The organism is Aquincola tertiaricarbonis (assembly GCF_023573145.1).
Classification (GTDB): Bacteria; Pseudomonadota; Gammaproteobacteria; order Burkholderiales; family Burkholderiaceae_C; genus Aquincola; species Aquincola tertiaricarbonis_B.
Map to the genome: position 1 here is coordinate 1,107,990 of NZ_CP097635.1, position 25,779 is coordinate 1,133,768.

Genomic DNA, 25,779 nt, shown 5'->3' on the forward strand with positions numbered 1-25,779 from the left:
CCGATCACCGCAGTACCTTCAAAGGCAGTCGTCATGTTCAAGCAGTTGTGGGCCTCGGCCCCTTCCCTGGCCGAGGCGGCGCCCGCCGCCACGCACGCGCAACCGGCCGCAGCGGCGGCAGACGGCTCGCAGATGGTGTCGCGGCTGGCCCAGCACGCCTCCAAGCTGGGGCGCGAGGCGGCCGAGGTGCGGGGCGTCATCGGCGACACGCGGCAGACTGCCGAGACGCAGGCCGCCACCGCGCGTGAACTGGCGCGGCAGGTCAAGGACGTGGCCCGCGTGCAGCAGGTCATCGGCACCCACACCGAGCAGGGCGTGGCCGCGGTCGACCGCGCCCGCGTCGCGGTGCAGGCGGTGGGCAGCGAGGTGACCGGCATCGTCGAGACGCTGCGCAAGGTGGCCGAAGCGGCGCATGACATCACCCAGATCGCGTTGCAGACACGGCTGGTGGCCTTCAACGCCAGCGTGGAAGCCAAGCGCGCGGGTGAAGCCGGCCGCGGCTTCGGCGTGGTGGCCGATGCGGTGAAGGACCTGGCCGCCCGCGTGGAAGCCTCGTCCAAGGACATCATGGGCACCATGGCCCACCTGGACACCCGCATCGGCACGCTGGCCCGCGAGATCCAGGCCCCGGAGCAGCAGAAGACGAGCGGCACCGCCGCCGGCGGCACGCCGCAAAGCGGCGTGCATGCCGCGCTGGACGAAGTGGCCGACGAAGTCGGCCGCATCGCCGCCGCCGCCGAACAGAGCCGCGGCGCCTGCGGGCTGCTGGACCAGCAGATGGGCGCCATCGAGCAGCACATGCGCCAGACCACGCGTGCGCTGGACAACGCCATTGGCCGCAGCGAGAACCTGCTGCGCGTGAGCGAGCAGCTGATCGAGCTGGCCGCCGACAGCGGTGTGGTGACCGAGGACACGCCCTACATCCAGGCCGCCCAGCAGGCCGCGGCCGAGGTGGGCAAGCTGCTGGAAGGCGCGGTCAAGCAAGGCAGCATCAGCCTGGCCGACCTGTTCGACGAACGCTATGTGCCCATCGCGGGCACCCAGCCGGCGCAGCACACCACGCGCTTTTGCGCACTGGCCGACCGCCTGCTGCCGCCGGTGCAGGAACGCATGCTGCAGCTCAGCGACAAGGTGGTGTATTGCATCGCCGCCGACCGCAACGGCTACGTGGCCACCCACAACAAGCAGTACAACCACCCGCAGCGCGGCGACCTGGCCTGGGACACGGCCCACAGCCGCTACCGCCGCATCTTCAACGACCGCACCGGCCTGGCCAGCGCGCAGAACAAGCGGCCCTTCCTGCTGCAGACCTACCGCCGCGACATGGGCGGCGGTCACTTCGTGGTGATGAAGGAAGCCGCCGCGCCCATCACCGTCAACGGCCGCCACTGGGGCGGGCTGCGGCTGGCCTTCAAGTTCTGACGGCGGCGACGCCCAGCGCCCGGAAGCGCTGCCAGCGCGCGGCCAGCCGTTCGGCGGCCGTACCCCGCTGCGGCGCATGCAGCGCCAGCACCGCGGGCGCGCCGCACACCGACTTCAGCTCGCCCCCCACCGCCAGCCAGCCCAGCCGCGCCGCGCCCAGGGCGCCACCGGCGGCCGAATCGGCATGGATGACGATCTCGGTGCCCAGCAGGTCGGCCAGCATCTGCGCCCACAGTGCGCTGCGGGCGCCGCCGCCCACCAGCGACAGCCGCCGCACCACGGTGCCGGCGGCCTGCAACGCCGCATGGCCATCGGCCAGGCCGTAGGCCACGCCTTCCATCACCGCATAGGCCACGGCCGCTGCATCGGTGTCGTGGCCCATGCCATGCAGGCTGGCGCGCAGCGTGGCGCTGTTGTACGGCGTGCGCTCGCCGCCCAGGTAGGGCAGGAAGATCGGCGCCGCCTCGCGCTGCGCGGGCGTGGTGGCGGCGGCCAGTGCCTCCACCTCGGCATCGCTGGCGCGGCCCAGCAGCTGCCGCGCCCAGCGCAGGCAGCTGGCGGCCGACAGCATCACGCTCATCTGGTGCCACTGGCCGGGCAGCGCATGGCAGTAGGCATGCACCGCGCTCTGCGGGTTGGGTCGGTAGCGGTCGGTGGCCACGAAGATCACGCCGCTGGTGCCCAGCGACAGAAAGCCCATGCCCGGCTGCACGATGCCCATGCCGACGGCACTGGCCGCGTTGTCGCCGCCACCGCCGGCCACCACGATGCCCGGGCGCAGGCCCAGCGTGGTGGCCGCGCTGGCCAGCAGCGTGCCGCCGGGCTCGCTGCCTTCCACCAGCCGCGGCATGTGGGCGCGGCTGAGGCCGGTCAGGGCCAGCAGTTCGTCGCTCCAGTCGCGGCGGGCCACGTCCAGCCAGGTGGTGCCGCTGGCGTCCGAGGCGTCGGTCACGTGCTCGCCCGTCAGCCGCAGGCGGATCCAGTCTTTGGGCAGCAGCACCTTGGCGACGCGGGCAAAAGTCTGCGGCTCATGCGTGGCCAGCCAGCGCAGCTTGGGCGCGGTGAAGCCGGGCATGGCCAGGCAGCCCGACAGCATCGGCAGCGCCGGCAGCTCGTCCATCATCGCCCGGCATTCGGCCTCGGCACGGGTGTCGTTCCACAGCATGGCCGGGCGCAGCACCTGGTCGGCCGCGTCCAGCAGCACGGCGCCGTGCATCTGGCCCGACAGGCCGATGGCCTGCACCTGCTGCCAGGCGTGCGGATGGGCGGCGCGCAACTCGGCGCACACCGCCAGCGTGCCAGCCCACCAGTCGGCGGGCGCCTGCTCGCTCCAGCCCGGTTGCGGCCGGCTGAGCTGCAGCGCCGCACCGGCGGTGCCCAGCACCTGGTGCTGCGCATCCAGCAGCAAGGCCTTCACTTCCGAGGTGCCGTAGTCCAGACCGAGAAACATGCGGGGATGCTAGTGGGCGCCAGCGGCGATGATCGATACCCTCTTGTCCTGAACTTCAACCCTGCTGTTGCCATGACCTACCGACAAACCCGCATTGCCGCCCTCGCCTGCTGCCTGATCGCCGCCGCGCCTTTTGCCCAGGCCCAGGCCGACCTGGCGGCCACCGCCGCCAAGGAAAAAGGCGCGGTGGTGCTGCCCAGCGGCCTGGTGTTCCAGTCGCTGAAGGAAGGCACCGGCCGCACGCCCGCCGCCACCGACACGGTACGCGTGCACTACCGCGGCGTGCTGGCCGACGGCAAGGAGTTCGACAGCTCCATCGCCCGCGGCCAGCCGGCCGAGTTCCCGCTCAGCCGCGTCATCCCCTGCTGGACCGAAGGCGTGCAGCGCATCAAGGTGGGTGGCAAGGCCAAGCTCACCTGCCCGCCGGGCATCGCCTATGGCTCGCGCGGGGCCGGCGGCGCGGTGCCGCCCAACGCCACGCTGCAGTTCGAGGTGGAGCTGCTCGGCATCGCCGGCAAGTAAGCGCTGCGCCCATGAGCCTGCCCGACGACGCCACGCCCTGGCACGACCCCACCCGGCTGTTGCACGGCGACGCCGGGCTCGGCGACGACAGCGCGGTGAGCCCGCCCATCCACTACAGCGCCACCTTCAAGGCGCGCGATGCGGCCGAGTTCGCCGAGATGGCCGGCACGCCGCGCCATGCCGCCTACTACACCCGCTACGGCAACCCGACGCATGAGCGGGTGGCCGCCATCCTGGCGGCGCTGGAGGGCACCGAAACGGCGATGCTCACCGCCTCGGGCATGGGCGCCATCAGCACCACGGTGCTGGCCCTGGTGCAGGCCGGCGACCACGTGGTGGCCCAGGGCCGGCACTACATGAGCACCGCCAAGCTGTTTGATGAGGTGCTGCCGCGCTTCGGCGTGCAGGTGACCATCGTCGAGCAGACCGACCTGGCCGCGCTGGAGGCCGCGCTGCGGCCCGAGACGCGGCTGATCATGCTGGAAAGCCCGGCCAACCCCACGCTGGTGCTGACCGACCTGGCCGCGGTGGCGGCACTGGCGCGGCCGCGCGGCATCCTCACCATCGCCGACAACACCTTTGCCTCGCCCATCAACCAGAAGCCGCATGCGCTGGGCATCGACGTGGTGGTGCACAGCGCCACCAAATCGCTCGGGGGCCACCACGACCTGACGGCCGGCGCGGTGTGCTGCAGCCAGGCGCTGGCCGAGCGCATCTGGCCGATGCACATCACGCTGGGTTCGGTGCTGTCGCCGATGGACGCCTGGCTGCTGCTGCGCGGCCTGCGCACCCTGGCCGTGCGCATGGAACGCATGAACGCCAACGCGCTGGCGCTGGCGCAGTGGCTGGAAGCCCAGCCGCAGGTGGAACGGGTGTGGTACCCCGGCCTGCCCAGCCACCCGCAGCATGCGCTGGCGCAGCGGCAGATGCAGGGCCATGGGCCCGTGGTGGCGCTGGCGCTGCGTGGCGGCTATGAACAGACCAGCCGCTTCGTCGCCTCATTGCAGCTGGCCACCCATGCGGTGAGCCTGGGCGGCGTGGAAACCTTGATCGTGCATGCCGCCGCGATGTGGGGCGGCCTGATGAGCGAGGCGCAGATGGCCAGCACCGGCATCCAGCCCAATTTCGTGCGGCTGGCCGTGGGCCTGGAACACATCGACGACTTGAAGCGCGACTTCGGCCGCGCCTTGCAGCAAGTGTGACCGTCAGCCGATCACCGCGCGACCCACGTACGACAGCGCCACCACGGCGCCCGCGATGGCGGCGATCACCCAGTTGGGCACGCGGCCGTGAGGGGCAGGAGGGAGTTGGCGGCGAGGGTCGTTCATGATCGGGCTTCCACGGAACAGCAGGCACGGAATGGAAAACTCAGCGTGGCCGGTGGGCCTGAAGCGAGCTTCATGCCTGCCCGGTGAACGCAAGGGTAAATCGCCCTGATGTCAGGCCAAACCCGTAACTGCGCCCCAAAACACCCGTTGAAGGCGGCCGGGTGCGAGCGCCGATACCATGGGCACATGCCCGCCCTTGCACCCCAAGACCGCCCCCACTGGCAACGTGTGCTGTGGCTGGCCGCCGGCGGCCTGAGCCTGCTCACCGGCCTCATCGGCCTGCTGCTGCCGCTGCTGCCCACCGTGCCCTTCGTGCTGCTGGCGGCCTTCTGCTTTTCCAAGGGCAGCGAGCGCTGCGAGCGCTGGATCTGCGAGCACCGCCACTTCGGCCCCATGGTGCTGAACTGGCGCGCCCACCGCGCGGTGCCGCTGCGGGCCAAGTGGATCGCCACGGTGATGATGTCCATCAGCAGCATCGGTGCGCTGTTCCTGGTGCCCATGCCCTGGGGCGTGGTGCCGGGCCTGTGCTGCGCGGCGGTGGGCGCCTGGATGTGGACGCTGCCGCACGGGCCGCGGCCGGGTGCCCAGGCGGTTGCGCCGGGGCGCTGGCCACCGTCAGCTTGAGGGCTGTCCGGCGGCCTCGTCCGCTTCGTCACCCTCCCCGAACGGCAGCTCCGGCTCCAGCGCCGCGCGCTCGGCCTCGATCTGCGCCCGGGTGCGGCGCGGCTCGGCGCGGCTGGCTGCGGCGGCGGCCTTTTGCGCGGCACCGGCCAGCGACACCGCGTCGCCCACGCCGGGGCGCGAGAGGCTGCCCACCCGCACGCCCAGCAGGCGCAACCGGCGGCTCAGGTCCACCCGCTTCAGGCACTGGCCGGCGGCCTGGCGGATCAGCTGCGCGTCGGCGGTGGGTGCCGGCAGCGTCAGGTCGCGGGTCACGGTCTTGAAATCCTCGAAGCGCAGCTTGATGCCGATGGTGCGGCCCACCCAGCGTTTGCGCTGCAGGTCGTCGGCCACGCGCGTGGCCAGGTCGGTGAAGATGGCCGACAGCGTGGCGCGGTCGCGCACCGCGTGCAGGTCGCGGTCGAAGGTGGTCTCGCGGCTCATCGACACCGGCTCGCTGTAGGTCACCACCGGCCGGTCGTCGATGCCGCGCGAGGCCCGGTACAGCCAGGCGCCGTAGCTGCGGCCGAACTGCTCCAGCAGCCAGGCGGCGTCGCACTCGGCCAGCTGGCCGATGGTGTCCACGCCCAGCGCCTTGAGCTTGGCATTGGCCTTGGGGCCGATGCCGTTGATGCTGCGCACCTTCAGCGGCCAGATGCGCGCGGGGATGTCGTCGGCCGTCAGCACCGTCAGGCCGTCGGGCTTGTCCAGCTCCGACGCGATCTTAGACAGCAGCTTGTTCGGCGTCACCCCGATGGAGCAGGTGAGCCCGGTGGCGCGCTTGACGTTGTTGCGGATCTCCTGCGCCACCGCGCGCACGCCGCCGAACGCATCGTGGCCCACCGCCTCCTGGGTGCCGGGCACCTCGGTCAGGTCGATGTAGATCTCGTCGATGCCGCGGTCCTCGATCACCGGCGCCACCTCGGCCACCGCCTGCTTGAACAGGCGCGAGTAGTGCCGGTAGGCCTCGAAGTCGGTCGGCAGCAGCACGGCGTCGGGCGCCCGTTGCGCCGCCTTCATCAGCCCCATGCCCGAGTGCACGCCGTAGTCGCGCGCCGCATAGGTGGCGGTGGTGACCACGCCGCGGCCGGCATAGTGGCGCAGCGTGGCGAACTGGCGGCTGCCGTCGGCCAGCACTTCAGGCTGGTGCCGCCGGCCGCCGCCGATGACCACCGGCAGGCCCTTGAGCTCCGGGTAGCGCAGCAGCTCCACCGATGCGTAGAACGCATCCATGTCGAGGTGGGCGATCCAGCGGCGTACGGCGGTCATCGGGTTCGGATTGTCCGCCGGGCGCGCAAGGGTCGGCCGCGTGGCGGACAGTCCCGCCGGGCCGCCCCAAGGGACTGTGCTCCCCCTCGGGGGGGCGCGAGCGCAGCGAGCTTGGGGGCCAATCAATACGGCGGAGCCGCCGCCTCGCCCAGCATCCGCCGGCCCAGCCATTGCAGGCCTTCGCGCAACGGCACGCGGGCCATTTCGTTCTCGGCCGGGTGCGGCGCCCAGCCCTCACCCTGTCGCCGGGCCACCGCGAAGTCGAAGGTGTAGAACGGCTCCTGGCCCATGCGCAGGTCGGTGATGTAGAGCTGGCCGCCCTCTTCACGCAGGCGGAAGAAGCCATGGCTGAACCAGGCCATGCGGGCCACATTGGGCACGGCCTGGGCCGCGGGGTACAGGTCCATGCCACGGTCGTGGCGCTGGAAGCCGATGCGCGGCGCCGGCTGCTTGAGCCGGTCGGCCAGCGCATAAAAGCCCTCGTGGTACGCGTTGTCGGGCGTCACTGCCACCACCCGCCACACCAGCGTGGTGAGCGGGGCCGGCGTCACCAGCAGGCGCTCGGCCTGCAGGCCCGCTTGCGCGAGCGAGGCTTCGGCGATGCCACGCACATGCTGCTGCACCCCCACGCCCCAGGCCAGGTACAGCGTGCTCAGCACCAGTCCACCGGCGTTCCAGCGCAGCCCGGCCGGCGGCCGGCGGGCCAGCGCCACGCCGGTGCCCACCAGCAGCGGCACGGTGTACAGCGGGTCGATGATGAAGATGCTACCCACGCCGAACGGGTGGTTGGTGAAGGGCAGGCCCAGCTGCGTGCCGTAGACCGTCATCACATCCAGCAGCGGGTGGGTGATGAGCGCCAGCCACACCGCCAGCCACCAGGCGCGAAAGTGCTGGTGCTCACGCAGCAGCCGCGCGGTGGCCCAGGCCAGCAGTGGCGCCGCCAGCGTCAGCCAGAACAGGGCATGGCTTTCGGTGCGGTGCAGCGTCATGTTGGCCACCGCGTCGCCATGGTCGATGAAGGCGTCCAGGTCGGGCAGCGTGCCGGCCACCGCACCCACCAGGGCGGCCTTCCATACCGCCGTGCGGCGGCCCATGCAGGCCACCGAAACGGCGGCGCCCAGAGCAACTTGCGAGAGGGAATCCATGCGGGTGCGGGAGGCGGGCCTTCGGCGGCCCGGTGGGTTGGCAACGGCGGGCGAGCATAGCCGCCGGGCCAAAGCCCGCGCCCGCGCCAGCCCTCCCGCCGCGCTGCGGCGATGCCACAGTGGCTGACGGGGTGTCGGCGCTCGTGTTGCAATGCAGCATGTCCGCCGCGCCCCTGCCCTCCGACCTGCCCGCCACCGCCACCCCGCCGCTCGACGCCCGCCGCACCGCGCTGGCCCTGTTCGCGCTGGCCATCGGCGGCTTTGCCATCGGCACCACCGAATTCGCCACCATGAGCCTGCTGCCGTTCTTCGCGCCGGCGCTGGGCATCGACGAGCCGACGGCCGGCCACGTGATCAGCGCCTATGCGCTGGGCGTGGTGGTGGGCGCGCCGGTGATCGCGGTGCTGGCCTCGCGGGTGGCGCGGCGCACGCTGCTCATCGGCCTGATGCTGTTCTTCGCGCTGGCCAATGGCCTGAGTGCGCTGGCACCCACCTACGGCTCGATGCTGGTGTTTCGCTTTTTCAGCGGCCTGCCGCACGGCGCCTATTTCGGCGTCGGCGCGCTGGTGGCGGCCTCCCTGGTGCCGCCCGGGCGGCGCACCCAGGCCATCAGCCGCATGATGCTGGGGCTGACGGTGGCCACCATCGTCGGCGTGCCGCTGGCGAACGGCCTGGGTCAATGGCTGGGCTGGCGCTGGGGCTTCGGCCTGGTGGCGCTGCTGGCGCTGGCCTGCGCGCTGATGGTGGCGGTGTACGCGCCGCATGACCGCGCCCAGCCCGGCGCCGGCCCGCTGCGCGAGTTGAGCGCGCTGGGCCGCCGCCAGGTGTGGCTGACGCTGGGCATCGGCGCCATCGGCTTTGGCGGCATGTTCGCGGTGTACACCTACCTGGCCTCGACCTTGATCGAGGTGACCGGCGTGGCGCCGACGGCGCTGCCGATGGTGCTGGGCGTGTTCGGCCTGGGCATGACGGTGGGCACCATCGGCTGCGCCTGGGCGGCCGACCGGGCGCTGATGCCGGCCGCCGGCGGCATGCTGGTGTGGAGCGCCATTGCGCTGGCGCTGTACCCATGGGCCGCGGGCAGCCTGTGGACGCTGCTGCCGGTGGTGTTCCTGATCGGCTGCGGTGGCGGCCTGGCGATGCCGCTGCAAAGCCGGCTGATGGACGTGGCCGGCCAGGCGCAGACGCTGGCCGCCGCGCTCAACCATTCGGCCTTCAACACCGCCAATGCGCTGGGCCCCTGGCTGGGCGGCATGGCCATTTCAGCCGGCTTCGGCTGGACCTCCACCGGCTATGTGGGCAGCGCGCTGGCGCTGGCCGGCCTGGCCATCTGGGCCGTGGCCGTGGCCGACGACAAAGGCTTGTTCAGCCGCGGGCGCCAGACCAGCGCTGCAGCAGCGCGCTGATGTCGGCCGGGCCGGTGCGGCAGCAGCCGCCGATCAGCCGGGCACCGGCCGCGGCCCACTGCATGGCCTGATCGGCGAAGGCCGGCGGATGATCGCCGGCCGCATGCGGCTGCCAGCGCTTGGCCACCGGGTCGTACACCTCGCCGGCGTTGGGATACACCACGATGGGCTTGGACGTGCGCGCACGCGCCGACGCCACCAGCGCCGCGATGTGCTGCGGCGCGGTGCAGTTGATGCCGATGGCGGCCACGCCGGCAAAGCCGTCGAGCGCGGCCACGCAGTCGCCGAAATCTTCGCCCTGGCTGGTGTGGGCACCGTCGCGGCAGCTGAAGCTGATCCAGCCGCTGCGGGTGCTGCCCGCGGGCAGCTCGTCCATCAGCCGGGCCAGCGCCAGCGCCTCGGCCAGGCAAGGAATGGTTTCGCAGGCCAGCAGCTCGGCACCGGCGGCGGCCAGCACCTGCAGCCGCGGGCGGTGGAAGTCCATCAGCGCGGCTTCGTCCAGGCCGTAGTGGCCGCGGTACTCCGAGCCGTCGGCCCGCATCGCACCGTAAGGCCCCACCGAGGCGGCCACCAAGGGCCGGCGGCGGCCGGCGGCGGCCGGCTCCTGCATGAACTGGTCGCGCGCCTCGGCCGCCAGCGCCACCGCGCGCTGCATCAGCGCGGCGGCCTCGGCCTGGGACAGGCCGCGGCGGGCAAAGCCCTCGAAGCTGGCCTGGTAGCTGGCGGTGGTGGCCACGTCGGCCCCGGCGCGGAAGTAGTCCAGGTGCACCTGGCGGATCAGCTCGGGCTGCTCCAGCAGCACGCGGGCCGACCACAGCGGGTCGTTCAGGTCGGCGCCGCGGCGCTCCAGCTCGGTGGCCAGGGCGCCGTCCAGCACCAGCTGCGGCTGGGCCTGCAGCCAGTCGGCGATGGGGTTGGCTCGGGGTTCGGGCATGCGGTCTCCTGGGCGGTCAGCGCCCGATGGCGTCGCCGAAGTACTGGGTCATCAGCTTGGCATGGGTGCCGTCGGCACGCACCTTGGCCAGGCCTTCGTTCAGCTTGGCCAGCAGCTCGGCATTGCCCTTCTTGACGACGATGCCGTACTGCTCGGGCACGAAGGTGGGGTCGCTCACCGTCTTGAAGCGCTGGCCGTTGTTGGCCACGTAGTGCGCCACCAGGCCGTTGTCGGCCACCACGGCATTGACGCCGCCGGCCTCCAGCTCGCGCAGCGCCAGCGGAATGCTCTCGAAGCGGCGGATCAGCGGATTGGTCTTGCCCAGCAGCTTGGACACCACCTCGTCGCCGGTGGTGCCGGTTTGCACCGCCACGCGCAGCTTCTTCAGGTCGGCCATGCTGCTGACCTTGGCGTCCAGCGGCACGGCGATCAGCTGGCTGGCGTCGAAGTAAGGTTCGGTGAAGTCCATCGTGGGCTTGCGCTCCTCGGTGATGGTGATGGCATGCATCAGCGCATCGCGGTCGCCCTGGGCCAGCGCATTGAACATGCCTTCCCACGGCGTGGCGACGAACTTCACCTGCAGGCCGGCGCGCTCGGCAATCGCCTTCATCAGGTCGATCTCGAAGCCGACGATCTCGCCCTTGTCGTCCTGCCATTCAAAGGGCGGGTACACGGGGTCGGTGCCCACCACGATGACACGCGGCGCCGGCGCGGCTTCAGGCTGCGAGGCGGCGGCCGCGGCGGTGGGTTCCGCCGGCTTGCCGCAGGCGGCCAGCAGCAGGGCACTGCCCAGGCAGGCCAGGGTGAGACGGCGGGACAGGAACATGGAGGTCATCGGCGTGCAGGAACGTGAAAGGGGCTCGCATTCTCGACGTATCGGATGCGCGTTTTTCGCATATTGATCTGCGCAGGCGCGCAAGGCGCCTGAACGACCAGATCAGCTCAGCCGCGCCTGGTGCCGCGCGATCTGCGCGCGCACCTGCACCGGCGCCGTGCCGCCCAGCACGTTGCGGGCGTCGAGCGAGCCGCGCAGCGTCAGCACCTGCTGCACGTCGTCGCCCACCGCGGGGTTCAGCGCCTTCAGCTCGGCCAGCGGCAGTTCGGCCAGGTCGATGCCGCGCTGCAGGCAGGTCTTGACCGCATGGGCCACCACCTCGTGCGCGTCGCGGAAGGGCACGCCGCGCTTGGCCAGGTAGTCGGCCAGGTCGGTGGCGGTGGCGTAACCGCGCAGCGCGGCACGCTCCATCGCCTCGGGCTTCACCACGATGCCCTCCACCATCTCGGCCATGATGCGCAGCGTGTCGCGCACCGTGTCCACGGTGTCGAACAGCGGCTCCTTGTCTTCCTGGTTGTCCTTGTTGTAGGTGAGCGGCTGGCCCTTCATCAGCGTCAGCAGCGCCATCAGATGGCCGTAGACGCGGCCGCTCTTGCCGCGGGCCAGCTCGGCCACGTCGGGGTTGCGCTTCTGCGGCATGATCGACGAGCCGGTGCAGTAGCGGTCGGCCAGGTCGATGAAGGCGAAGTTCTGGCTCATCCACAGCACGATTTCTTCGGCCAGGCGGCTGACGTGCATCATCGTGATGCTGGCGAAGGCGCTGAACTCGATCGCGAAGTCGCGGTCGCTCACCGCGTCCAGGCTGTTCTGGCACACGCCATCGAAGCCCAGCGTGCGGGCCACGCGCTCACGGTCCAGCGGGTAGCTGGTGCCGGCCAGCGCGGCGGCGCCCAGCGGCAGGCGGTTCACCCGCTTGCGCACGTCGGCCAGGCGCTCGGCGTCGCGGGCGAACATTTCCACGTAGGCCAGCATGTGGTGGGCAAAGCTCACCGGCTGGGCCACCTGCATGTGGGTGAAGCCGGGCAGGATGGTCTCGGTGTTCTGGTCCGCCACGCTCACCAGCGCGCGCTGCATCTGCGCCAGCAGCGGCAGCAGCGCATCGATCTCGCCGCGCAGCCACAGCCGCACGTCGGTGGCCACCTGGTCGTTGCGCGAGCGGCCGGTGTGCAGCCGCTTGCCGGCATCGCCCACCAGCTGGGTCAGGCGCGCTTCCACGTTCAGGTGCACGTCTTCCAGGTCCAGCTTCCACTCGAAGGTGCCGGCCTCGATCTCGCTGCGGATCTGCGCCATGCCGCGCTGGATGGCGGCCAGGTCGTCGGCGCCGATCACGCCCTGCGCGGCCAGCATGTCGGCATGGGCCAGGCTGCCTTCGATGTCGGCCTGCCACAGGCGCTTGTCGAAGTCGACGCTGGCGGTGTAGCGCTTGACCAGCTCGCTCATCGGCTCGGAGAACAGGGCCGACCAGGCTTGGGATTTTTTGTCGAGTTGATTGGTGGACATGACGGCAGGCCGGATCGGCGTTGAAGGTGCAGCGCAGCGCGGACAATCGCGCGGAACCCGAGAGTTTATCGACCCACCCCGCGATGACCTGGCCCGCCGACACCCTGGCCCCCGCCGAGCCCGCCCAGCCCGCCTCCCGGGCCGCGGGCCGCGCCACGCCGGCTGAAGACGGCTGGCGGCTGTGCCAGCCGGCGCTGGCCTTTCGTGCGCTGCTGGCGGTACAGGCGGCGGCGCTGCTGGCGGTGCTGTGGGGCGCCGAAGGCTGGCCACAGGCGCTGGCTGCGCTGGCGCCGGCCATTTTTGCCGGCATGGGCGGCACCTTGCTGTGGCTTTTGCTGGGCTGCGGCCTGCGGCGCCCGCTGGCCCGCCTGGCGCCGCCGCGGCGCGTCGCCGCCCTCACCGGCCTGGGCGCAGTGGCGGCGGCAGCGGCCGGCGGGCCGCTGTGGGCCTGGGGCCTGGTGGCCGCCAGCGGCCCCCGGCTGCTGGCGCTGCCGCTGGCCGGCGCCGCGCTGGCCCTGCCGCTGGCGCTGTGGATCGAATCGCGCGCCCGCGGGCTGCGGCCGGCCGATGCCGATGCCCGGCTGGCCGAGCTGCAGTCGCGCATCCGGCCGCACTTCCTGTTCAATGCCCTCAACACCGCGCTGGCCCTGGTGCAGGTGGACCCGGCCAAGGCCGAGCAGGTGCTGGAAGACCTGGCCGAGCTGTTCCGCACCGCGGTGGCCGAGCAGCGCAGCTCCGTCACGCTGGCCGAGGAGCTGACGCTGGCCGAGCGCTACCTGGCCATCGAGCAGGTGCGCTTCGGGCCCCGGCTGCGGGTGCTGTGGGAGCTGGACCCCGCCGCCGCCCGCGCCCGCGTGCCGCCGCTGCTGCTGCAGCCGCTGGTGGAAAACGCGGTGCGCCACGGCATAGAGCCGGCGGCCGACGGCGGCGTGCTGCGGGTGCGCACCGAGGCCCGCCGTGGCGAGGTGATGATCAGCATCGACAACACCCTGGCTGGTCGTGGCGCCGCGCCGGCCGCCGCCGGTCATGGCATTGCACTGGCCAACGTGCAGGAGCGGCTGCGGCTGATGCACGACCTGGCCGCCCGCTTCGACGCCCGCCGGCTGGACGGCTGGTGGCGCGTGCGCATCACCCTGCCCGATGAACCGCTGACCCGCCCCGAACCGCTGACCGCCCCATGACGCCGCTGCGACTGTTGATCGTCGATGACGAACCGCTGGCCCGCCTGCGCCTGGCTGCGCTGGTGCGCGACTGCCCCGAGCCGCGCTGCGAGGTGGCGGGCGAAGCCGGCAACGCCGCGCAGGCGCTGGCCTGGTTGGCCGGCCGACCCTGCGACGCGGTGCTGCTGGACGTGCAGATGCCCGGCACCAGCGGCATGGAACTGGCCGCCGAGCTGAAGCAGCTGCCGCGGCTGCCGGCGGTGGTGTTCGTCACCGCCCATGCCGACCATGCGCTGCAGGCCTTCGAGCTGGACGCGGTGGACTACCTGACCAAGCCGGTGCGGCGTGAGCGGCTGCAGGCGGCGCTGCAGCGGGTGGCCCAGCGGCTGGGGCGCTACCAGGCGCTGCCGGCCGAGGTGCCGGCGCTGGTGGTCACCGAGCGCGGCAAGGTGTGGCGGGTGCCGGTGGCCGAGGTGCTGTACCTCAAGGCCGAGCTGAAGTACGTGACCCTGCGCACCGCCGAGCGCAGCTACGTGCTGGACGAATCGCTGACCGAACTGGCGCCGCGGCTGGGCGAGCGTTTCCTGCGCATCCACCGCAATGCGCTGGTGGCGCGCGATGCGATACGCGCGCTGGAGCGGCGTGGCGCGATGCCGGCCACGCCCGGCGCCGAAGCGGACGACAGCGCCGAGGCCGCCGAAGGCTGGGCGGCCCAGGTGGCGCCCACCGGGGAGTGGCTGGCCGTCTCGCGCCGGCAGCTGGCTGCTGTGCGCGAGGCGATCGAGGCGGCGCGCTGGTAACGCCAGGCGCCGACTTGCAGGCCTTACCTCTGCGCTTTACGACGACGCGCGAAGAAGCCCACGGCCAGCAGGCCGCCGGCCATCAGCGCGTAGGTGCCGGGCTCGGGCACCGGCGAGACGGCCAGGCCGGCCAGCGGCGGCGCGATGGCGGTGTTGCCGCCGATGCCGAAGGCGCCCACCATCGAAGTGGCGCCGGTGCTCAGGTCCACGGTGTACAGGCCGCTCTTGCCGGTGTCGGCATCGGTGAACGCGGCGTAGGCCATGTTGCCCACCGTGATGTCGAAGCCCGACACGCCGTTGACGTCCATGCCCAGCGAGCCCACGGTGGTGATGGTGGGGTTGTTGAAGCCGGTGGTCGCCACCTTCAGCGTGTCGCTGGCGGTGTCGATGTAGTACAGCGAGGTGGCGGTGGCCGGGTTGGTGTCGTTGTTGGAGTAAGCCACCGACGACAGGCTGGCCGCGATCGGCGTGGCCACGGTGGTGGCGCCGGTGTTCACGTTGAAGGCGTAGTTCTGGCCGCTGCTGCTGACCACGCGCAGCGAGGCCGCGCCCGACAGGTCGGCCGCCGGGTTGAAGTCCAGGCCCACGGCCGAGCCGGTCAGCGGTGCCGACAGCGTGCCCACGTAGGTGGCGGCGCCGCTCATCGACAGGCTGTACACGTTGGACGAGCTGCTGACGCCGTACAGCAGGCCGGTGGTCGGCCGGATGTCGATCGACAGGATGCGCTCGTTGGCCGCCTGCAGGCCGGTGATGTTCATCAGCGCCGAGCCGGCGGTGGGCGTGGCGCTGTCGAAGGTGACGAGCGCATTGGTGGTCGTCAGACCCACCACGGGCAGCGCCATCGCCGGGGCGGCTAAGGCGCCGGCCACCATGCAAGCGGCCGCGGCGATGCCGCGGACGGAGAACTTCTGGAACGTCGGGAACATGGACAAGCTCCTGGCAAGTGTGTTGTGCGCGTCCTGCCGCGGAATGCGGCTGGCGCGCGGGCACTTACGCAGCAACCCCCTGTCCCGGATGCAGGCCGACCCCCGCGTTGAGGGTTTCAGTGCGCGGCAGGGAACTATTTCGTCGGGGTTGCAGCCAAGGCCGCCAGCGCGTACTGCAGCGCCAGCGTGTAGCCCATGGTGCCCAGGCCGACGATGGTGCCCACCGCCACGTCCGACAGGTAGCTGTGGTGGCGGAAGGCCTCACGCTTGTGCACGTTGCTGATGTGCACTTCCAGGAACGGGATCGCCACCCCGGCCAGCGCATCGCGGATGGCCACGCTGGTGTGGGTGAAGGCCCCCGGGTTGATGACGATGTAGCCGGTGCCGTCGGTGCGCGCGGCATGGATGGCATCGACGATGGCGCCTTCGTGGTTGCTCTGGAAGGCGGCCAGCTCGGCGCCGGCGGCCTGCGCCTGGGCACGGGCCGCGGCTTCCACGTCGGCCAGCGTGGTGGCGCCGTAGATCTGCGGCTCGCGGGTGCCGAGCAGGTTGAGGTTGGGGCCGTTGATGAGCAGGATCTTCATGGTGCTTGGCAGTGAATGGCGGGTGCAGTATGGCGGCGAAGCTCAGGCATCGGCCCGCTGCGCCAGCATCTGGCGGAAGTGGGCTTCCACCCGCTGCGCATCGGGCTGCAGCCCGGTGAACAGGCGAAAGGCGCCCAGCGCCTGGCCCACGGCCATGCCGCCGCCGTCCACCGTGGCGCAGCCGCGGGCGCGGGCGGCCTTCAGCAGCGCGGTGTCCAGCGGGAAATACACCACGTCGGCCACCCACAGGCCCGCGTGCAGCAGGTCTTCAGGCAGCGGCAGGCCGGGCAGTTTGTCCATGCCGGTGGGCGTGGCGTGGATCAGGCCCGTGGCGCCCTGCAGCGCCAGCGCCACGTCGGCCTGGGCGCTGGCGCGGTCGGCGCCGTGGGCGGCCTGCAGCGCGGCGACCAGCTCTTCGGCCTTGGCCGCATCACGGTCGTTCACCACCAGGTGCCGCACCCCCATGCGCAGCGCGGCATGGGCGATGGCGGCGCCCGCCCCGCCCGCGCCCAGCAGGGCCACGCGCGACAGGTCGGCGCCCGGCAGCCGGCGCTGGAAGGCTTCCACCCAACCCGCGCCATCGGTGTTGTGGCCGATCAGCCGGCCATCGCGGCACACCACGGTGTTCACCGCGCCCATGGTGCGGGCTTCGTCCGACAGTTCGTCGAGCAGCGGGATCACCGCCTGCTTGCACGGGTAAGTGATGTTCAGCCCGTCGAAGCCCATCACGCGCACCGCCTGCATCAGCGTGGGCAGCACTTCCGCGCCCACGCCGCTGCGGTCCAGGTCGATCAGTTGATAGTGCAGCCGCAGGCCGTGCTGCGCCGCTTCCTGCTCGTGCATGGCCGGCGTCAGCGAGCGCTGGATGCCGGCGCCGATCAGCCCGACCAGGGCCTTGCGGGGCGCTGAAGGCGTCACTTGCGCACCTTGGCAATCTCGGCGTACAGCGCCTTGACGGTGGCTTCGCCCACGTTGGCGGTCTGCTTGTCGATCACCGGCTTGACCTTGTCGCGGATGCGCTGCAGTTCGGCCGGCGCGATCTCGTTGACCTGCATGCCGCTCTTCTTCAGCTCGGCCAGCGCGGTGTCGGCGGCGCCGCGCGAGACCTGGCGCTGGTAGGCGGTGGCCTCGGCCGCGGCTTCGGTGAACAGCTTCTTCTCGTCGGCCGACAGGCTGTCCCACAGCTTCTTGCTGACGATCAGCGCCTGCGGGTTGTAGATGTGGCGGGTCAGGCTGAGGTACTTCTGCACTTCGTTGAACTTGCTCGACAGGATCACCGTGTTCGGGTTCTCCTGGCCGTCCACCGCCTTCTGTTCCAGCGCCGGGTACAGCTCGGGGAAGGGCATGGGCGTGGCATTGGCGCCCAGGGTGTTGAACAGGTCGATGTAGATCGGGCTCTGGATCACGCGCAGCTTCAGGCCCGCGAAGTCTTCCAGCTTGGCGATCGGCCGCTTGCTGTTGGTGACGCTGCGGAAACCCAGGTCCCAGTAGCCCAGGCCCACCAGGTTCTTGTCGCCCAACTTGGCCAGCAGGCCCTTGCCGAACTCACCGTCGGTGACGGCATCGGCCTCCTGCGCGTTGTTGAACAGGAACGGGAAGTCGAAGACCGCGAACTCCTTGACCTGCGCGGTGAGGATGCCGGCGTTGAGCACCGTCATCTCCACCGTGCCGCCCTGCAGCGCCGAGACCGTCTGCAGGTCGCCGCCCAGCGTACCGCCCGGGAACAGCTTGACGCTGATCTTCTTGCCCGACTTGGCCGCCACCAGCTCGGCGAACTTGGCCGCGCCCTGGGCCTGCGGATGGCCGGTCTGGTTCTGGAACGCGAACTTGATGTTGCGTTCCTTGATGTCCTGCGCCAGCGCGGCGCCCAGCGGCAGCAGCGTGGCCAGGCCGATGCACAGCGTACGGGTGAGCTTGTTCATGTCGTCATCTCCTCGAAAGATCGTCAGGGGCCGGCGGCGTCAGCCGGCAAACCAGCGGGCCGGCACCGTCACCAGGCCGGGAAAGAACACCAGCAGGAACATCACCGCGAACTGCGCCGTCATGAAAGGCAGCACACCCCGGGTGACGTCGTCCATCTTCATGCGGCCCACGCCGGCCACCACGTTGAGCACGGTGCCCACCGGCGGCGTGATCAGGCCGATGGCGTTGTTCATGATGAACAGCACGCCGAAGTACACGGGGTCGATGCCGGCCGCCTTGACCACCGGCATCAGCACCGGGGTCATGATCAGGATGGTGGGCGTCATGTCCATCGCGGTGCCCACGGCCATCACCAGCAGCATGATGGCGATCAGCAGCAGCGTCTGGTTGTCCATGAAGGGCTCGAGCAGGCCCACCATCTTGCTGGGGATGTCGGCCACCGTGATCAGCCAGGCGCTGACCATGGCCGCGGCCACCAGGAACATGATGACCGCCGTGGTGCGGGCCGCGCTGACGAACACGTCCACCGTCTGCCGCCAGGTCATCTCGCGGTACACCAGCGTGGCCACCAGCAGCGCATACACCGCCGCCACCACCGCCGCCTCGGTGGGCGTGAACACGCCCATCTTCAGGCCCACCAGCACGATGACCGGCAGGAACAGGGCCCAGGCCGACTCCTTCAGCGCCTTCAGCCGCTCGGCGTTGGTGGCCTTGGGCGGCGGCACCACCGCCTCCTTCTTGGCCACCCACCACCAGGTGCCGGCGATGGCCAGGCCCATCAGCAGCCCCGGCACGATGCCGGCCAGGAACAACTTGCTGATGGACACGTTGGCCGCCACGCCGAAGATCACGAAGCCGATGGACGGCGGGATGATGGGCGCGATGATGCCGGCCGAGGCGATCAGACCGCCGGCCCGCGCCTTGTCATGGCCGGCGCGCACCATCATCGGCAGCAGCAGCGCGGCCAGGGCCGCCGTGTCGGCCACTGCCGAACCCGACAGCGCCGCCATCAGGCAGGCGGCGACGATGGCCACGAAGCCCAGGCCACCGCGGCGGTGGCCCACCAGCGTGAGCGCCAGCGCCACGATGCGGCGCGACAGGCCGCCGACGTTCATGATCTCGCCGGCCAGCATGAAGAAGGGCACCGCCAGCAGTGGAAAGCTGTCGGCCCCGTTGATCACGTTTTGCGCCAGGATCTGCGCGTCGAACAGGTCCAGGTGCCACATCAGCGCCACGCCCGACAGCAGCAGCGAGTACGCGATGGGAATGCCGATAGCCATGGCGGCCAGCAGCGAGCCGAGGAAGATGAACACGGTCATGGCGCGCTCCGGTTCAGGTCTTCGGATTCCTGCACCATCACCAGCTCGTCGTCGCTGATGCGGCCGCTAAGCGTGCGCGCCAGCTCACGCAGCAGCAGCGCGGCGCTGAGCACCGCGAACACCACGCCCGCGCCGTAGAAGATGCCCATGGACAGGCCGCTGGTGGGCGCCGTCACCTCGGCATTGATGCGGGCCTGCTGCAGGCTGCCCGAGAACAGCAGCCAGGTGACCCAAAGCATCAGCACCTGCCCCACCACCGCGCACAGCCGGCGGCCGGCCCGCGGCAGGCGCGAGATCAGCATGTCGGTGCCCAGGTGGCCGCGGTCCTTCAAGGCCACCACGGCGCCCATGAAGGTGAGCCACACGAACAGCCAGCGCGACAACTCTTCCGACACCGTGATGCCGGTGTTGAAGGCGTAGCGCAGCACCACGTTGCCGAACACCAGCACCACCATCACCGCGAGGGCGATGGCGATGAGATAGTCCAGCAGCTTGCAGAACCGGTTGATCCAGTCGTCCATGTCGGCAGGGTCTCCATCAGCTCGCGCCGATGCAGTGCCGGCGCCTGCCGACAATGTACGAACTAGTTAGTTTTGGGGCACCGGGGATTACCCGGGGTGGGCCATCAATCGATGATCACCTTCGCGCTCTTGACGAGCCGGGCGTACTTCTCGGTGTCGTCCTTGATCTGGCGCGCCATCTGCTCAGGCGTGTTGCCGATCGGCTCGGCACCGATGTCGTGCATGCGCTGGCGGAAGTCCGGGGCCTGGATGACCTTGACCATCTCGGTGCTGAGCCTGGCCAAGATCTCCTTCGGCGTGCCCGCCGGGGCCAGCACGCCGAACCAGGTGCCGAGGTCGAAGCCCTTCATGCCCGCTTCGTCCATCGTCGGCACATCGGGCAGCGCGGTGGAGCGCTTGGCCGTGGTCACCGCCAGCGGCTTGAGCTTGCCCGCCTTGATGTGCGGCAGCACCGGCGTGATGGTGTCGAACGACATCTGCACCTGGCCGCCGATCAGGTCGGTGGTCAGCGGGCCGCTGCCCTTGTAGGGGATGTGCAGCAGCGTGATGCCGTTCATGTCGGCGAACTGGGTGCCGATCAGATGCTGCGCCGTGCCGTTGCCGTTGGAGCCGTAGGTGAAGGGGTTGGCCGCGGCCTTGGCCAGCGCCACCAGCGACTTCACGTCGGTGGCCGGCGTGCTGGCGCTGATCACCAGCACATTGGGCACCAGGGCCACGGTGGTGATGGGCGCCAGGTCCTTCTGGAAGTCGTAGGGCAGCTTCTTGTAGACGCTGGTGGCGATGGTGTGATGCACCGCGCCCATCAACAGGGTGTAGCCGTCGGGCTTGGCCTTGGCCACGTAGTCGGCGCCCAGCGTGGCACCGGCGCCCGGCTTGCTTTCGACGATCACCGTCTGCCCCAGCGATTGCTGCAGCTTCTCGGCCAGCGCACGGGCCAGCACGTCGGTCGTGCCCCCGGCCGGGAACGGCACCACCAGGGTGACGGGTTTGGTGGGCCAGGCTTGCGCGATGGCCGCCGGGGCGGCCGCCAGCGCTGCCGTGGCCAGCAGCACAGCAGTGAACTTCATGGTCTTGTCTCCGGAATGTTCTGTCGCGGTGCGGCGCTTCAGGCCGCCAGGCGCGCGCCGGCCGATGCGGCCACGGCCTGGCACACGGCGTCGGTCACCTGCGCGGTGGTGGCCTGGCCGCCCAGGTCGCGGGTGTGCAGGCGCTGGTCGGCGGTCACCTGTTCGATGGCGGCCATCACGCGGCGGGCGGCGTCGTGCTCGCCCAGGTGCTCCAGCAGCATCACCACCGACCAGAAGGTGCCCACTGGGTTGGCCAGGCCCTTGCCCATGATGTCGAAGGCCGAGCCGTGGATGGGCTCGAACATGCTGGGATAGCGGCGCTCGGGGTCGATGTTGCCGGTGGGCGCGATGCCCAGGCTGCCGGCCAGCGCGGCGGCCAGGTCGCTCAGGATGTCGGCATGGAGGTTGGTGGCAACGATGGTGTCCAGCGAAGCCGGCCGGTTGATCATGCGGGCGGTCGAGGCGTCCACCAGCTCCTTGTCCCAGGTGACGTCCGGGAACTCCTTGGAGATCTGCAGCGCGATCTCGTCCCACATCACCATCGCATGGCGCTGTGCGTTGCTCTTGGTGATGACGGTCAGCAGCCTGCGCGGCCGCGATTGGGCCAGCTTGAAGGCAAAGCGCATGATGCGTTCCACACCGGCGCGGGTCATCATCGACACGTCGGTCGCGGCCTCGATCGGATGGCCCTGGTGCACCCGGCCGCCCACGCCGGCGTACTCGCCCTCGGAGTTCTCGCGCACGATCACCCAGTTCAGGTCGTCGGGGCCACAGCGCTTGAGCGGCGCATCGATGCCCGGCAGGATGCGCGTCGGCCGCACGTTGGCGTACTGGTCGAAGCCCTGGCAGATCTTCAGCCGCAGGCCCCACAGCGTGATGTGGTCGGGGATGTGCGGGTCGCCGGCCGAGCCGAAGAGGATCGCGTCCTTGTCGCGCAGCGCATCCAGGCCGTCGGCCGGCATCATCACGCCGTGCTGGCGGTAGTAGTCGCCGCCCCAGTCGAAGTTCTCGAACTCGAAGCGGAAGCCGCTGCCGGCCTCGGCCAGCGCATGCAGCACCTGCTGGCCGGCAGGCACCACTTCCTTGCCGATGCCGTCGCCGGGGATGGTGGCAATGCGATAGGTCTTCATCAGGTTTGTCTCCAGATCGGGATGGGTCACTGTAGGTTTCGCACCCCCGGGCGGCGCGCGCCAGGAGTTAAACCGTCGTTGACTTCAAGTTAACGATGCGGCCGTTTGAAGCCACATTTGCAAGGGCCAGGCCGGAGCAGCGCTACGGCTGGCGGTCGATGCGGGCCACCCGCATTGCATAAGCCACAGCGCCCATCTCGGAGGCGCTGCGCTCGATCTGCAGCCGGCCGCTGACCCACACCGCGTCCATCGCGCGCAAGCCCTTGTGCCCGGGCTCGGCGCGGCACAGCAGGATCTGGTTGGACGGCGGCGGCGGCGAGTGGATGCAGGCGCCGAAGTACGGCACCAGCAGGAACTCGCGCAGGCCCTGATCGCCGGCTTCCAGCGGCACCACGTAGCCGGGCAGCCGCACATCGGCACCGGCCATGGCCGCCACCACCGGTGCGTTGTCCCAGGCGGCGCGCAGCCGAGCCAGCAGCTCGCGGGCGCGGGGGTCGGTGTCCTGCAGGCTGTCCAGCTCGGGCGGCAGCTCCTTCAGGCCCAGCGTCGGGTCCCAGCCGCGAGGCATCAGGTCCATCCAGCCAATGCTGCGGTAGACCGTGGCCGCCGCCGCCAGGCTTGGCACGGCCAGCCAGGTGCCTGCCGACAGACAGGCACCCAGCCACTGGCGGCGGGCCAGGCACGGCAGGTGCATGGCGCGCACGGCTTTCAACGGGCTGCGCCGCGCGGCGTGCCGGCGTGGCGGCGCCGGGCCACAGCGGCCACCAGCGCACCACCGGCCAGCAGCAGGCCCCAGGTCGCGGGCTCCGGCACGGCCGAGACGTTCAAGGCCACCGCATTGGCGCTGATGTCGGCGCCTGCCGAATCGAGCAATGTCACGTTGGCCAGGCCGAAGGTACCCACGCCCGGCGCGCTGCCGATGCTGGTGACGCTGAACGAGGCCAGCACGCCCGAGCCGTTGACCCCCGGCACGCCCAGGCCGATGAGCGTGCCCAGCGTGAAGCTGACGGTGCCCGCGCTGTTGTCGACCGCGCCACCCAGGAAGTCGGTGCTGCCGCCGCTGGGCAGGAAGGCGCCCTCGCTGGCGCCGCCGACCTGGAAGGCCGCTGGGTTGAAGGTGATGTCGAACTGGTAGGCATAGAGATCGACCACGTCGGCAGCCGTGACCTGCAGCGTGAAGCTGCTGCCCAGCGCCACGCTGGACGGGCCGGTGACGGACAGCGTGGGCGCAGCGGTGGCTGGAGCGATGGCGGCGCACAGGGCCAGGCCGGCCAGCGCGGCCCGCAGGCCGGAAGCGGTGAAGTTCATGTCAACGATCCTTGAAACGGAAGAAAGAGGCCACTCAACGGCAGGTGGTACCCGGCACCATCAGACGGGCGATGCCCGAGATGTCGCGGATGTCGATCAGGCCGTTGTTGTCCAGGTCCAGCCGCTCCGCATAGCGGTCCTGCCCCTTGCGGGCACCCACGGCGGACCTGGCCTGCGCCAAGTCGCTGCAGCCGCTGTCGACGGTGGCGCTGCGCTCGCTGCCCAGGTCCACCACCCCGGTGCCGGTGGCGCCGGCAAAGCTGGCGGTGATGCGGTCCACGCCCGGGCGCAGCGGGCCGAAGCGCGAGCCACAGGTGGCCACGCCATTGGCATCGGTGGTGGCGGTGCAGGCGGCACCACTGCCCTGCAGCGAGAAGGTCACCGTCTGGTTGGCCACCGGCCCCCAGCCATTGCTCAGCCGTGCGGCGATGCGGTTGGGGCCGGGGCTGGCCGCCAGGAACTCCAGCGAACTGACGCGCCACACCGGCACCGAGGTGGTCGGGTCCTGCTTGGCCAGCCAGGCAGCCGTGCACTCGCGGCCGATGGCGAAAGCGCGCAGCAGCTTCTCGTTGCCGATGATGAACTGGCTGGGGGTCTTGCGGCCTTCGGCCTGGATCTTCTTGATCAGCGCCAGCGAGCCATCCCAGTACACATGCGGGTTGGAGGCCGAGTCCACCTTCATGTCCTTCAGCAGCGCATAGGTGCGCTCCATCGAGTCGAGGTAGTTGGCGATCGCCGGCACGCTGCTGGCCGACATCGACGAGCCGCCCGAGACGAAGAGCTTGACCTCCTTGCCGCCGTCCAGCGCCCGGATGACGAAGCCGGTGGCCCCCGGCGTGTGGCCGGGGGTGGACAGCACCGTGACCGTGCGGCCACCGGTGCTGATGTCGTAAGGCGTGAGCACCGACGAATCGAGCGTGATGGGCGCGTAGGCCTTGTTGGCCGCATCGGCAGAGCCCAGGTAGATGGTGGCGCCGGTGCTCTCCTTGATCTGCGCGGCACCGCCGTCATGGTCGCCGTGGCCGTGGGTGATGAGGGCGCTGTGCAGCGGCCCCGCGGTACCCAGCCCCAGCGACTGCAGCGCCGGCAGGTTGAAGTTGCGCATCTCGGCCGCGTTGTTGCCGCCATCGATCATCACGAAGCCGCTGCCGTTGCGCAGGATGTACTGGCCCACATACTCGGTGCCGATGTACCAGACGTCGTCCATGATCTGCGTGAGCGGCACGCGGATGCTGTTCTTGGTGCGCTCGGCCAGCACGATCTGGTTGTTGTCGTCGGGCAGGTTGCAGTAGAAGGCCCGCCACGGATGCACCATGGTCGGGTCGCCACCGGTGTTCAGCCGCGAGGCTTCCATGTGCCGTTCGAACTCGGTCTGCGGCTGCGCCCAGCCCAGGCCCGCGGTGGTGGCCGCAGCGGCCAGCGCCACGCTGCGGATGGCGTTCATCCATGTCGTCACTGCTCGTCTCCTGTGGTGTTCTTGGGGGGTCGCGGCGACTTTAGGTGGGGGTACCTGCCGTGGCGCATGGCCCGGGTTAAGGCGTGATTGAGCCCAGGTTAAGGATCCCGCGGGCTTTCCCTGACGCAAGGGGCCGGTGTGCAGCCGTTAACCTGCAGTCAACAATGGAGACGGAATGGCCACCAGCATTCTTCCTGCCGATCTGGGCTTCTTCTCGGCGTTGGCCGCGGCCGGCAGCCTCAGCGCCGCCGCGCGTGAGCTGGGCATCAGCACCGCGGCGGTGAGCAAGCACCTGGCGCAGATGGAGTCGCGCATCGGCGTGGCGCTGGTCAATCGCACCACCAGGCGCATGAGCCTGACGCCCGAAGGCGAGCTGTACCTCGAGCACGCGCGCCGCATCCTGGGCGAGATCGACGGGCTGGAGCAGCTGCTGGGCGTGGCCAGCTCCACGCCCAAGGGCCTGTTGCGCGTCAATGCCACGCTGGGCTTCGGCCGCTCGCACGTGTCGCCGGTGATCTCGAAGTTCGTGCGCAAGCACCCGGGCGTGGAAGTGCAGCTGCAACTGTCGGTCAACCCGCCGCCACTCACGGACGACAGCTACGACGTGTGCGTGCGCTTCGGCGCGCCGCCCGACTCACGCGTGGTGTCGCGCCGGCTGGCGCCCAACCGCCGCGTGCTGTGCGCCTCACCGGCCTACCTGGCGCGGCACGGCACGCCCAAGGTGCCCCACGACCTGACGCGGCACAACTGCATCGGCATCCGCCAGGGCGAAGAAGCCTACGGCGTGTGGCGGCTGTCCAGCGGCCGCGGCCGGCATGCCACGGTGGAGGCGGTGAAGACCCGCGGCGGCCTGACCACCAACGACGGCGAGATTGCGGTGAACTGGGCATTGGACGGCCACGGCATCGTGATGCGGGCCGAGTGGGACGTGGGCCGCCACCTGCGCAGCGGCCGCCTGGTGCAGGTGTTGCCCCAGTACGCCACGCCCGATGCCGACATCTACGCGGTGTACCCGCAGCGCCACCAGCTGGCGGCGCGCGTGCGCGCCTTCGTGGACTTTCTGGCCCAGTCGTTCAACCAGCAGGCACTGGCGCAGCGGCCGTGATGGGCCGCG

Annotated in this window: 26 protein-coding genes; 8 read left to right on the plus strand and 18 right to left on the minus strand. The window is 70.7% G+C overall.

Going from position 1 to position 25,779, the window contains the following annotated elements:
• Nucleotides 1–33: 33 nt before the first annotated feature.
• Nucleotides 34–1,422, plus strand: a complete 1,389-nt coding sequence (locus MW290_RS05230) for a methyl-accepting chemotaxis protein (RefSeq protein ID WP_250196208.1) — start codon at nt 34–36, stop codon at nt 1,420–1,422.
• Here MW290_RS05230 and xylB read toward each other — a convergent pair.
• On the minus strand, nt 1,412–2,872 hold the full coding sequence (xylB, locus tag MW290_RS05235) for a xylulokinase (protein WP_250196209.1): 1,461 nt from the start codon (nt 2,870–2,872) through the stop codon (nt 1,412–1,414). The two genes, MW290_RS05230 and xylB, sit on opposite strands and share 11 nt — an antisense overlap.
• Nucleotides 2,873–2,944: 72 nt before the next feature.
• Here xylB and MW290_RS05240 point away from each other — a divergent pair, with 72 nt between their 5' ends.
• Together MW290_RS05240 and MW290_RS05245 are read left to right on the plus strand one after the other, a co-directional pair.
• Nucleotides 2,945–3,394 carry an FKBP-type peptidyl-prolyl cis-trans isomerase gene (locus MW290_RS05240; RefSeq protein WP_250196210.1) on the plus strand — a complete coding sequence of 150 codons (450 nt, stop codon included), beginning with the start codon at nt 2,945–2,947 and terminating at the stop codon, nt 3,392–3,394.
• Between the two features lie 11 nt (nt 3,395–3,405).
• Entirely contained in the window at nt 3,406–4,596 is a 1,191-nt protein-coding gene (locus MW290_RS05245; RefSeq protein ID WP_250196211.1) for a trans-sulfuration enzyme family protein, read from the plus strand.
• Between the two features lie 3 nt (nt 4,597–4,599).
• Here the strand turns inward: MW290_RS05245 and MW290_RS33020 are convergent, their stop codons facing one another.
• Complete coding sequence (locus MW290_RS33020) at nt 4,600–4,722, minus strand: hypothetical protein (RefSeq protein ID WP_259373464.1); 123 nt, start codon at nt 4,720–4,722, stop codon at nt 4,600–4,602.
• A gap of 186 nt (nt 4,723–4,908) precedes the next feature.
• On the opposite strand from MW290_RS33020, the gene MW290_RS05250 reads away from it, so the two are divergent.
• Nucleotides 4,909–5,346 (plus strand): YbaN family protein, encoded by a 438-nt coding sequence (locus MW290_RS05250; RefSeq protein WP_250196212.1) that lies wholly within the window; start codon nt 4,909–4,911, stop codon nt 5,344–5,346.
• Here MW290_RS05250 and dinB read toward each other — a convergent pair.
• Both dinB and MW290_RS05260 read right to left on the minus strand, forming a co-directional pair.
• Nucleotides 5,338–6,651, minus strand: a complete 1,314-nt coding sequence (dinB, locus tag MW290_RS05255) for a DNA polymerase IV (protein ID WP_250196213.1) — start codon at nt 6,649–6,651, stop codon at nt 5,338–5,340. The two genes, MW290_RS05250 and dinB, sit on opposite strands and share 9 nt — an antisense overlap.
• Nucleotides 6,652–6,773: 122 nt before the next feature.
• Entirely contained in the window at nt 6,774–7,796 is a 1,023-nt protein-coding gene (locus MW290_RS05260; protein WP_250196214.1) for a metal-dependent hydrolase, read from the minus strand.
• Nucleotides 7,797–7,954: 158 nt separating this feature from the next.
• On the opposite strand from MW290_RS05260, the gene MW290_RS05265 reads away from it, so the two are divergent.
• Nucleotides 7,955–9,202, plus strand: coding sequence for an MFS transporter (locus tag MW290_RS05265; protein WP_250196215.1), 1,248 nt, complete (start codon nt 7,955–7,957; stop codon nt 9,200–9,202).
• On the opposite strand, the gene mmuM is transcribed toward MW290_RS05265, so the two are convergent.
• The 3 genes from mmuM to argH form a co-directional block, all read right to left on the minus strand.
• On the minus strand, nt 9,162–10,136 hold the full coding sequence (gene mmuM / locus MW290_RS05270; protein WP_250196216.1) for a homocysteine S-methyltransferase: 975 nt from the start codon (nt 10,134–10,136) through the stop codon (nt 9,162–9,164). The two genes, MW290_RS05265 and mmuM, sit on opposite strands and share 41 nt — an antisense overlap.
• A 16-nt stretch (nt 10,137–10,152) precedes the next feature.
• On the minus strand, nt 10,153–10,971 hold the full coding sequence (locus MW290_RS05275) for a basic amino acid ABC transporter substrate-binding protein (protein ID WP_250196217.1): 819 nt from the start codon (nt 10,969–10,971) through the stop codon (nt 10,153–10,155).
• A gap of 102 nt (nt 10,972–11,073) precedes the next feature.
• Nucleotides 11,074–12,471 carry an argininosuccinate lyase gene (gene argH, locus MW290_RS05280; RefSeq protein ID WP_250196218.1) on the minus strand — a complete coding sequence of 466 codons (1,398 nt, stop codon included), beginning with the start codon at nt 12,469–12,471 and terminating at the stop codon, nt 11,074–11,076.
• A gap of 83 nt (nt 12,472–12,554) precedes the next feature.
• Between argH and MW290_RS05285 the strand changes: the two genes are divergently transcribed.
• Together MW290_RS05285 and MW290_RS05290 are read left to right on the plus strand one after the other, a co-directional pair.
• Nucleotides 12,555–13,652, plus strand: a complete 1,098-nt coding sequence (locus MW290_RS05285) for a sensor histidine kinase (RefSeq protein ID WP_250196219.1) — start codon at nt 12,555–12,557, stop codon at nt 13,650–13,652.
• Nucleotides 13,649–14,431, plus strand: a complete 783-nt coding sequence (locus MW290_RS05290) for a LytR/AlgR family response regulator transcription factor (protein WP_250196220.1) — start codon at nt 13,649–13,651, stop codon at nt 14,429–14,431. The genes MW290_RS05285 and MW290_RS05290 overlap by 4 nt, the downstream gene beginning before the upstream one ends.
• A 23-nt stretch (nt 14,432–14,454) precedes the next feature.
• Here MW290_RS05290 and MW290_RS05295 read toward each other — a convergent pair whose 3' ends face one another.
• From MW290_RS05295 to MW290_RS05345, 11 genes are all read right to left on the minus strand, one after another.
• Nucleotides 14,455–15,357 carry a DUF4394 domain-containing protein gene (locus MW290_RS05295; protein WP_250196221.1) on the minus strand — a complete coding sequence of 301 codons (903 nt, stop codon included), beginning with the start codon at nt 15,355–15,357 and terminating at the stop codon, nt 14,455–14,457.
• A 134-nt stretch (nt 15,358–15,491) separates the two neighbouring features.
• Entirely contained in the window at nt 15,492–15,941 is a 450-nt protein-coding gene (gene aroQ, locus MW290_RS05300; protein WP_250196222.1) for a type II 3-dehydroquinate dehydratase, read from the minus strand.
• Nucleotides 15,942–15,983: 42 nt separating this feature from the next.
• On the minus strand, nt 15,984–16,859 hold the full coding sequence (locus MW290_RS05305; protein ID WP_250196223.1) for a shikimate dehydrogenase: 876 nt from the start codon (nt 16,857–16,859) through the stop codon (nt 15,984–15,986).
• The gene (locus tag MW290_RS05310; protein ID WP_250196224.1) at nt 16,856–17,863 is read right to left on the minus strand and encodes a TRAP transporter substrate-binding protein; all 1,008 of its coding nucleotides are present in this window, start codon (nt 17,861–17,863) and stop codon (nt 16,856–16,858) included. The genes MW290_RS05305 and MW290_RS05310 overlap by 4 nt, the downstream gene beginning before the upstream one ends.
• 39 nt (nt 17,864–17,902) lie before the next feature.
• Entirely contained in the window at nt 17,903–19,183 is a 1,281-nt protein-coding gene (locus tag MW290_RS05315) for a TRAP transporter large permease subunit (protein WP_250196225.1), read from the minus strand.
• Nucleotides 19,180–19,704, minus strand: coding sequence for a TRAP transporter small permease (locus MW290_RS05320; RefSeq protein WP_250196226.1), 525 nt, complete (start codon nt 19,702–19,704; stop codon nt 19,180–19,182). Before MW290_RS05320 ends, MW290_RS05315 begins: the two co-directional genes overlap by 4 nt.
• Nucleotides 19,705–19,808: 104 nt before the next feature.
• Nucleotides 19,809–20,771, minus strand: a complete 963-nt coding sequence (locus MW290_RS05325) for a tripartite tricarboxylate transporter substrate binding protein (RefSeq protein WP_250196227.1) — start codon at nt 20,769–20,771, stop codon at nt 19,809–19,811.
• Between the two features lie 38 nt (nt 20,772–20,809).
• Nucleotides 20,810–21,901 (minus strand): tartrate dehydrogenase, encoded by a 1,092-nt coding sequence (locus tag MW290_RS05330; protein WP_250196228.1) that lies wholly within the window; start codon nt 21,899–21,901, stop codon nt 20,810–20,812.
• A gap of 142 nt (nt 21,902–22,043) precedes the next feature.
• The gene (locus MW290_RS05335; protein WP_250196229.1) at nt 22,044–22,595 is read right to left on the minus strand and encodes a DUF3299 domain-containing protein; all 552 of its coding nucleotides are present in this window, start codon (nt 22,593–22,595) and stop codon (nt 22,044–22,046) included.
• Nucleotides 22,596–22,609: 14 nt separating this feature from the next.
• A complete protein-coding gene (locus MW290_RS05340) occupies nt 22,610–23,209 on the minus strand; it encodes a cohesin domain-containing protein (protein WP_250196230.1) in 600 nt (199 codons plus the stop codon).
• Nucleotides 23,210–23,243: 34 nt separating this feature from the next.
• Nucleotides 23,244–24,665: an MBL fold metallo-hydrolase gene (locus MW290_RS05345; protein ID WP_250196231.1), complete on the minus strand. Its 1,422-nt coding sequence runs from the start codon at nt 24,663–24,665 to the stop codon at nt 23,244–23,246.
• Nucleotides 24,666–24,840: 175 nt separating this feature from the next.
• Here MW290_RS05345 and MW290_RS05350 point away from each other — a divergent pair, with 175 nt between their 5' ends.
• Entirely contained in the window at nt 24,841–25,770 is a 930-nt protein-coding gene (locus tag MW290_RS05350; RefSeq protein ID WP_250196232.1) for a LysR family transcriptional regulator, read from the plus strand.
• The last annotated feature ends 9 nt before the right edge of the window (nt 25,771–25,779 follow it).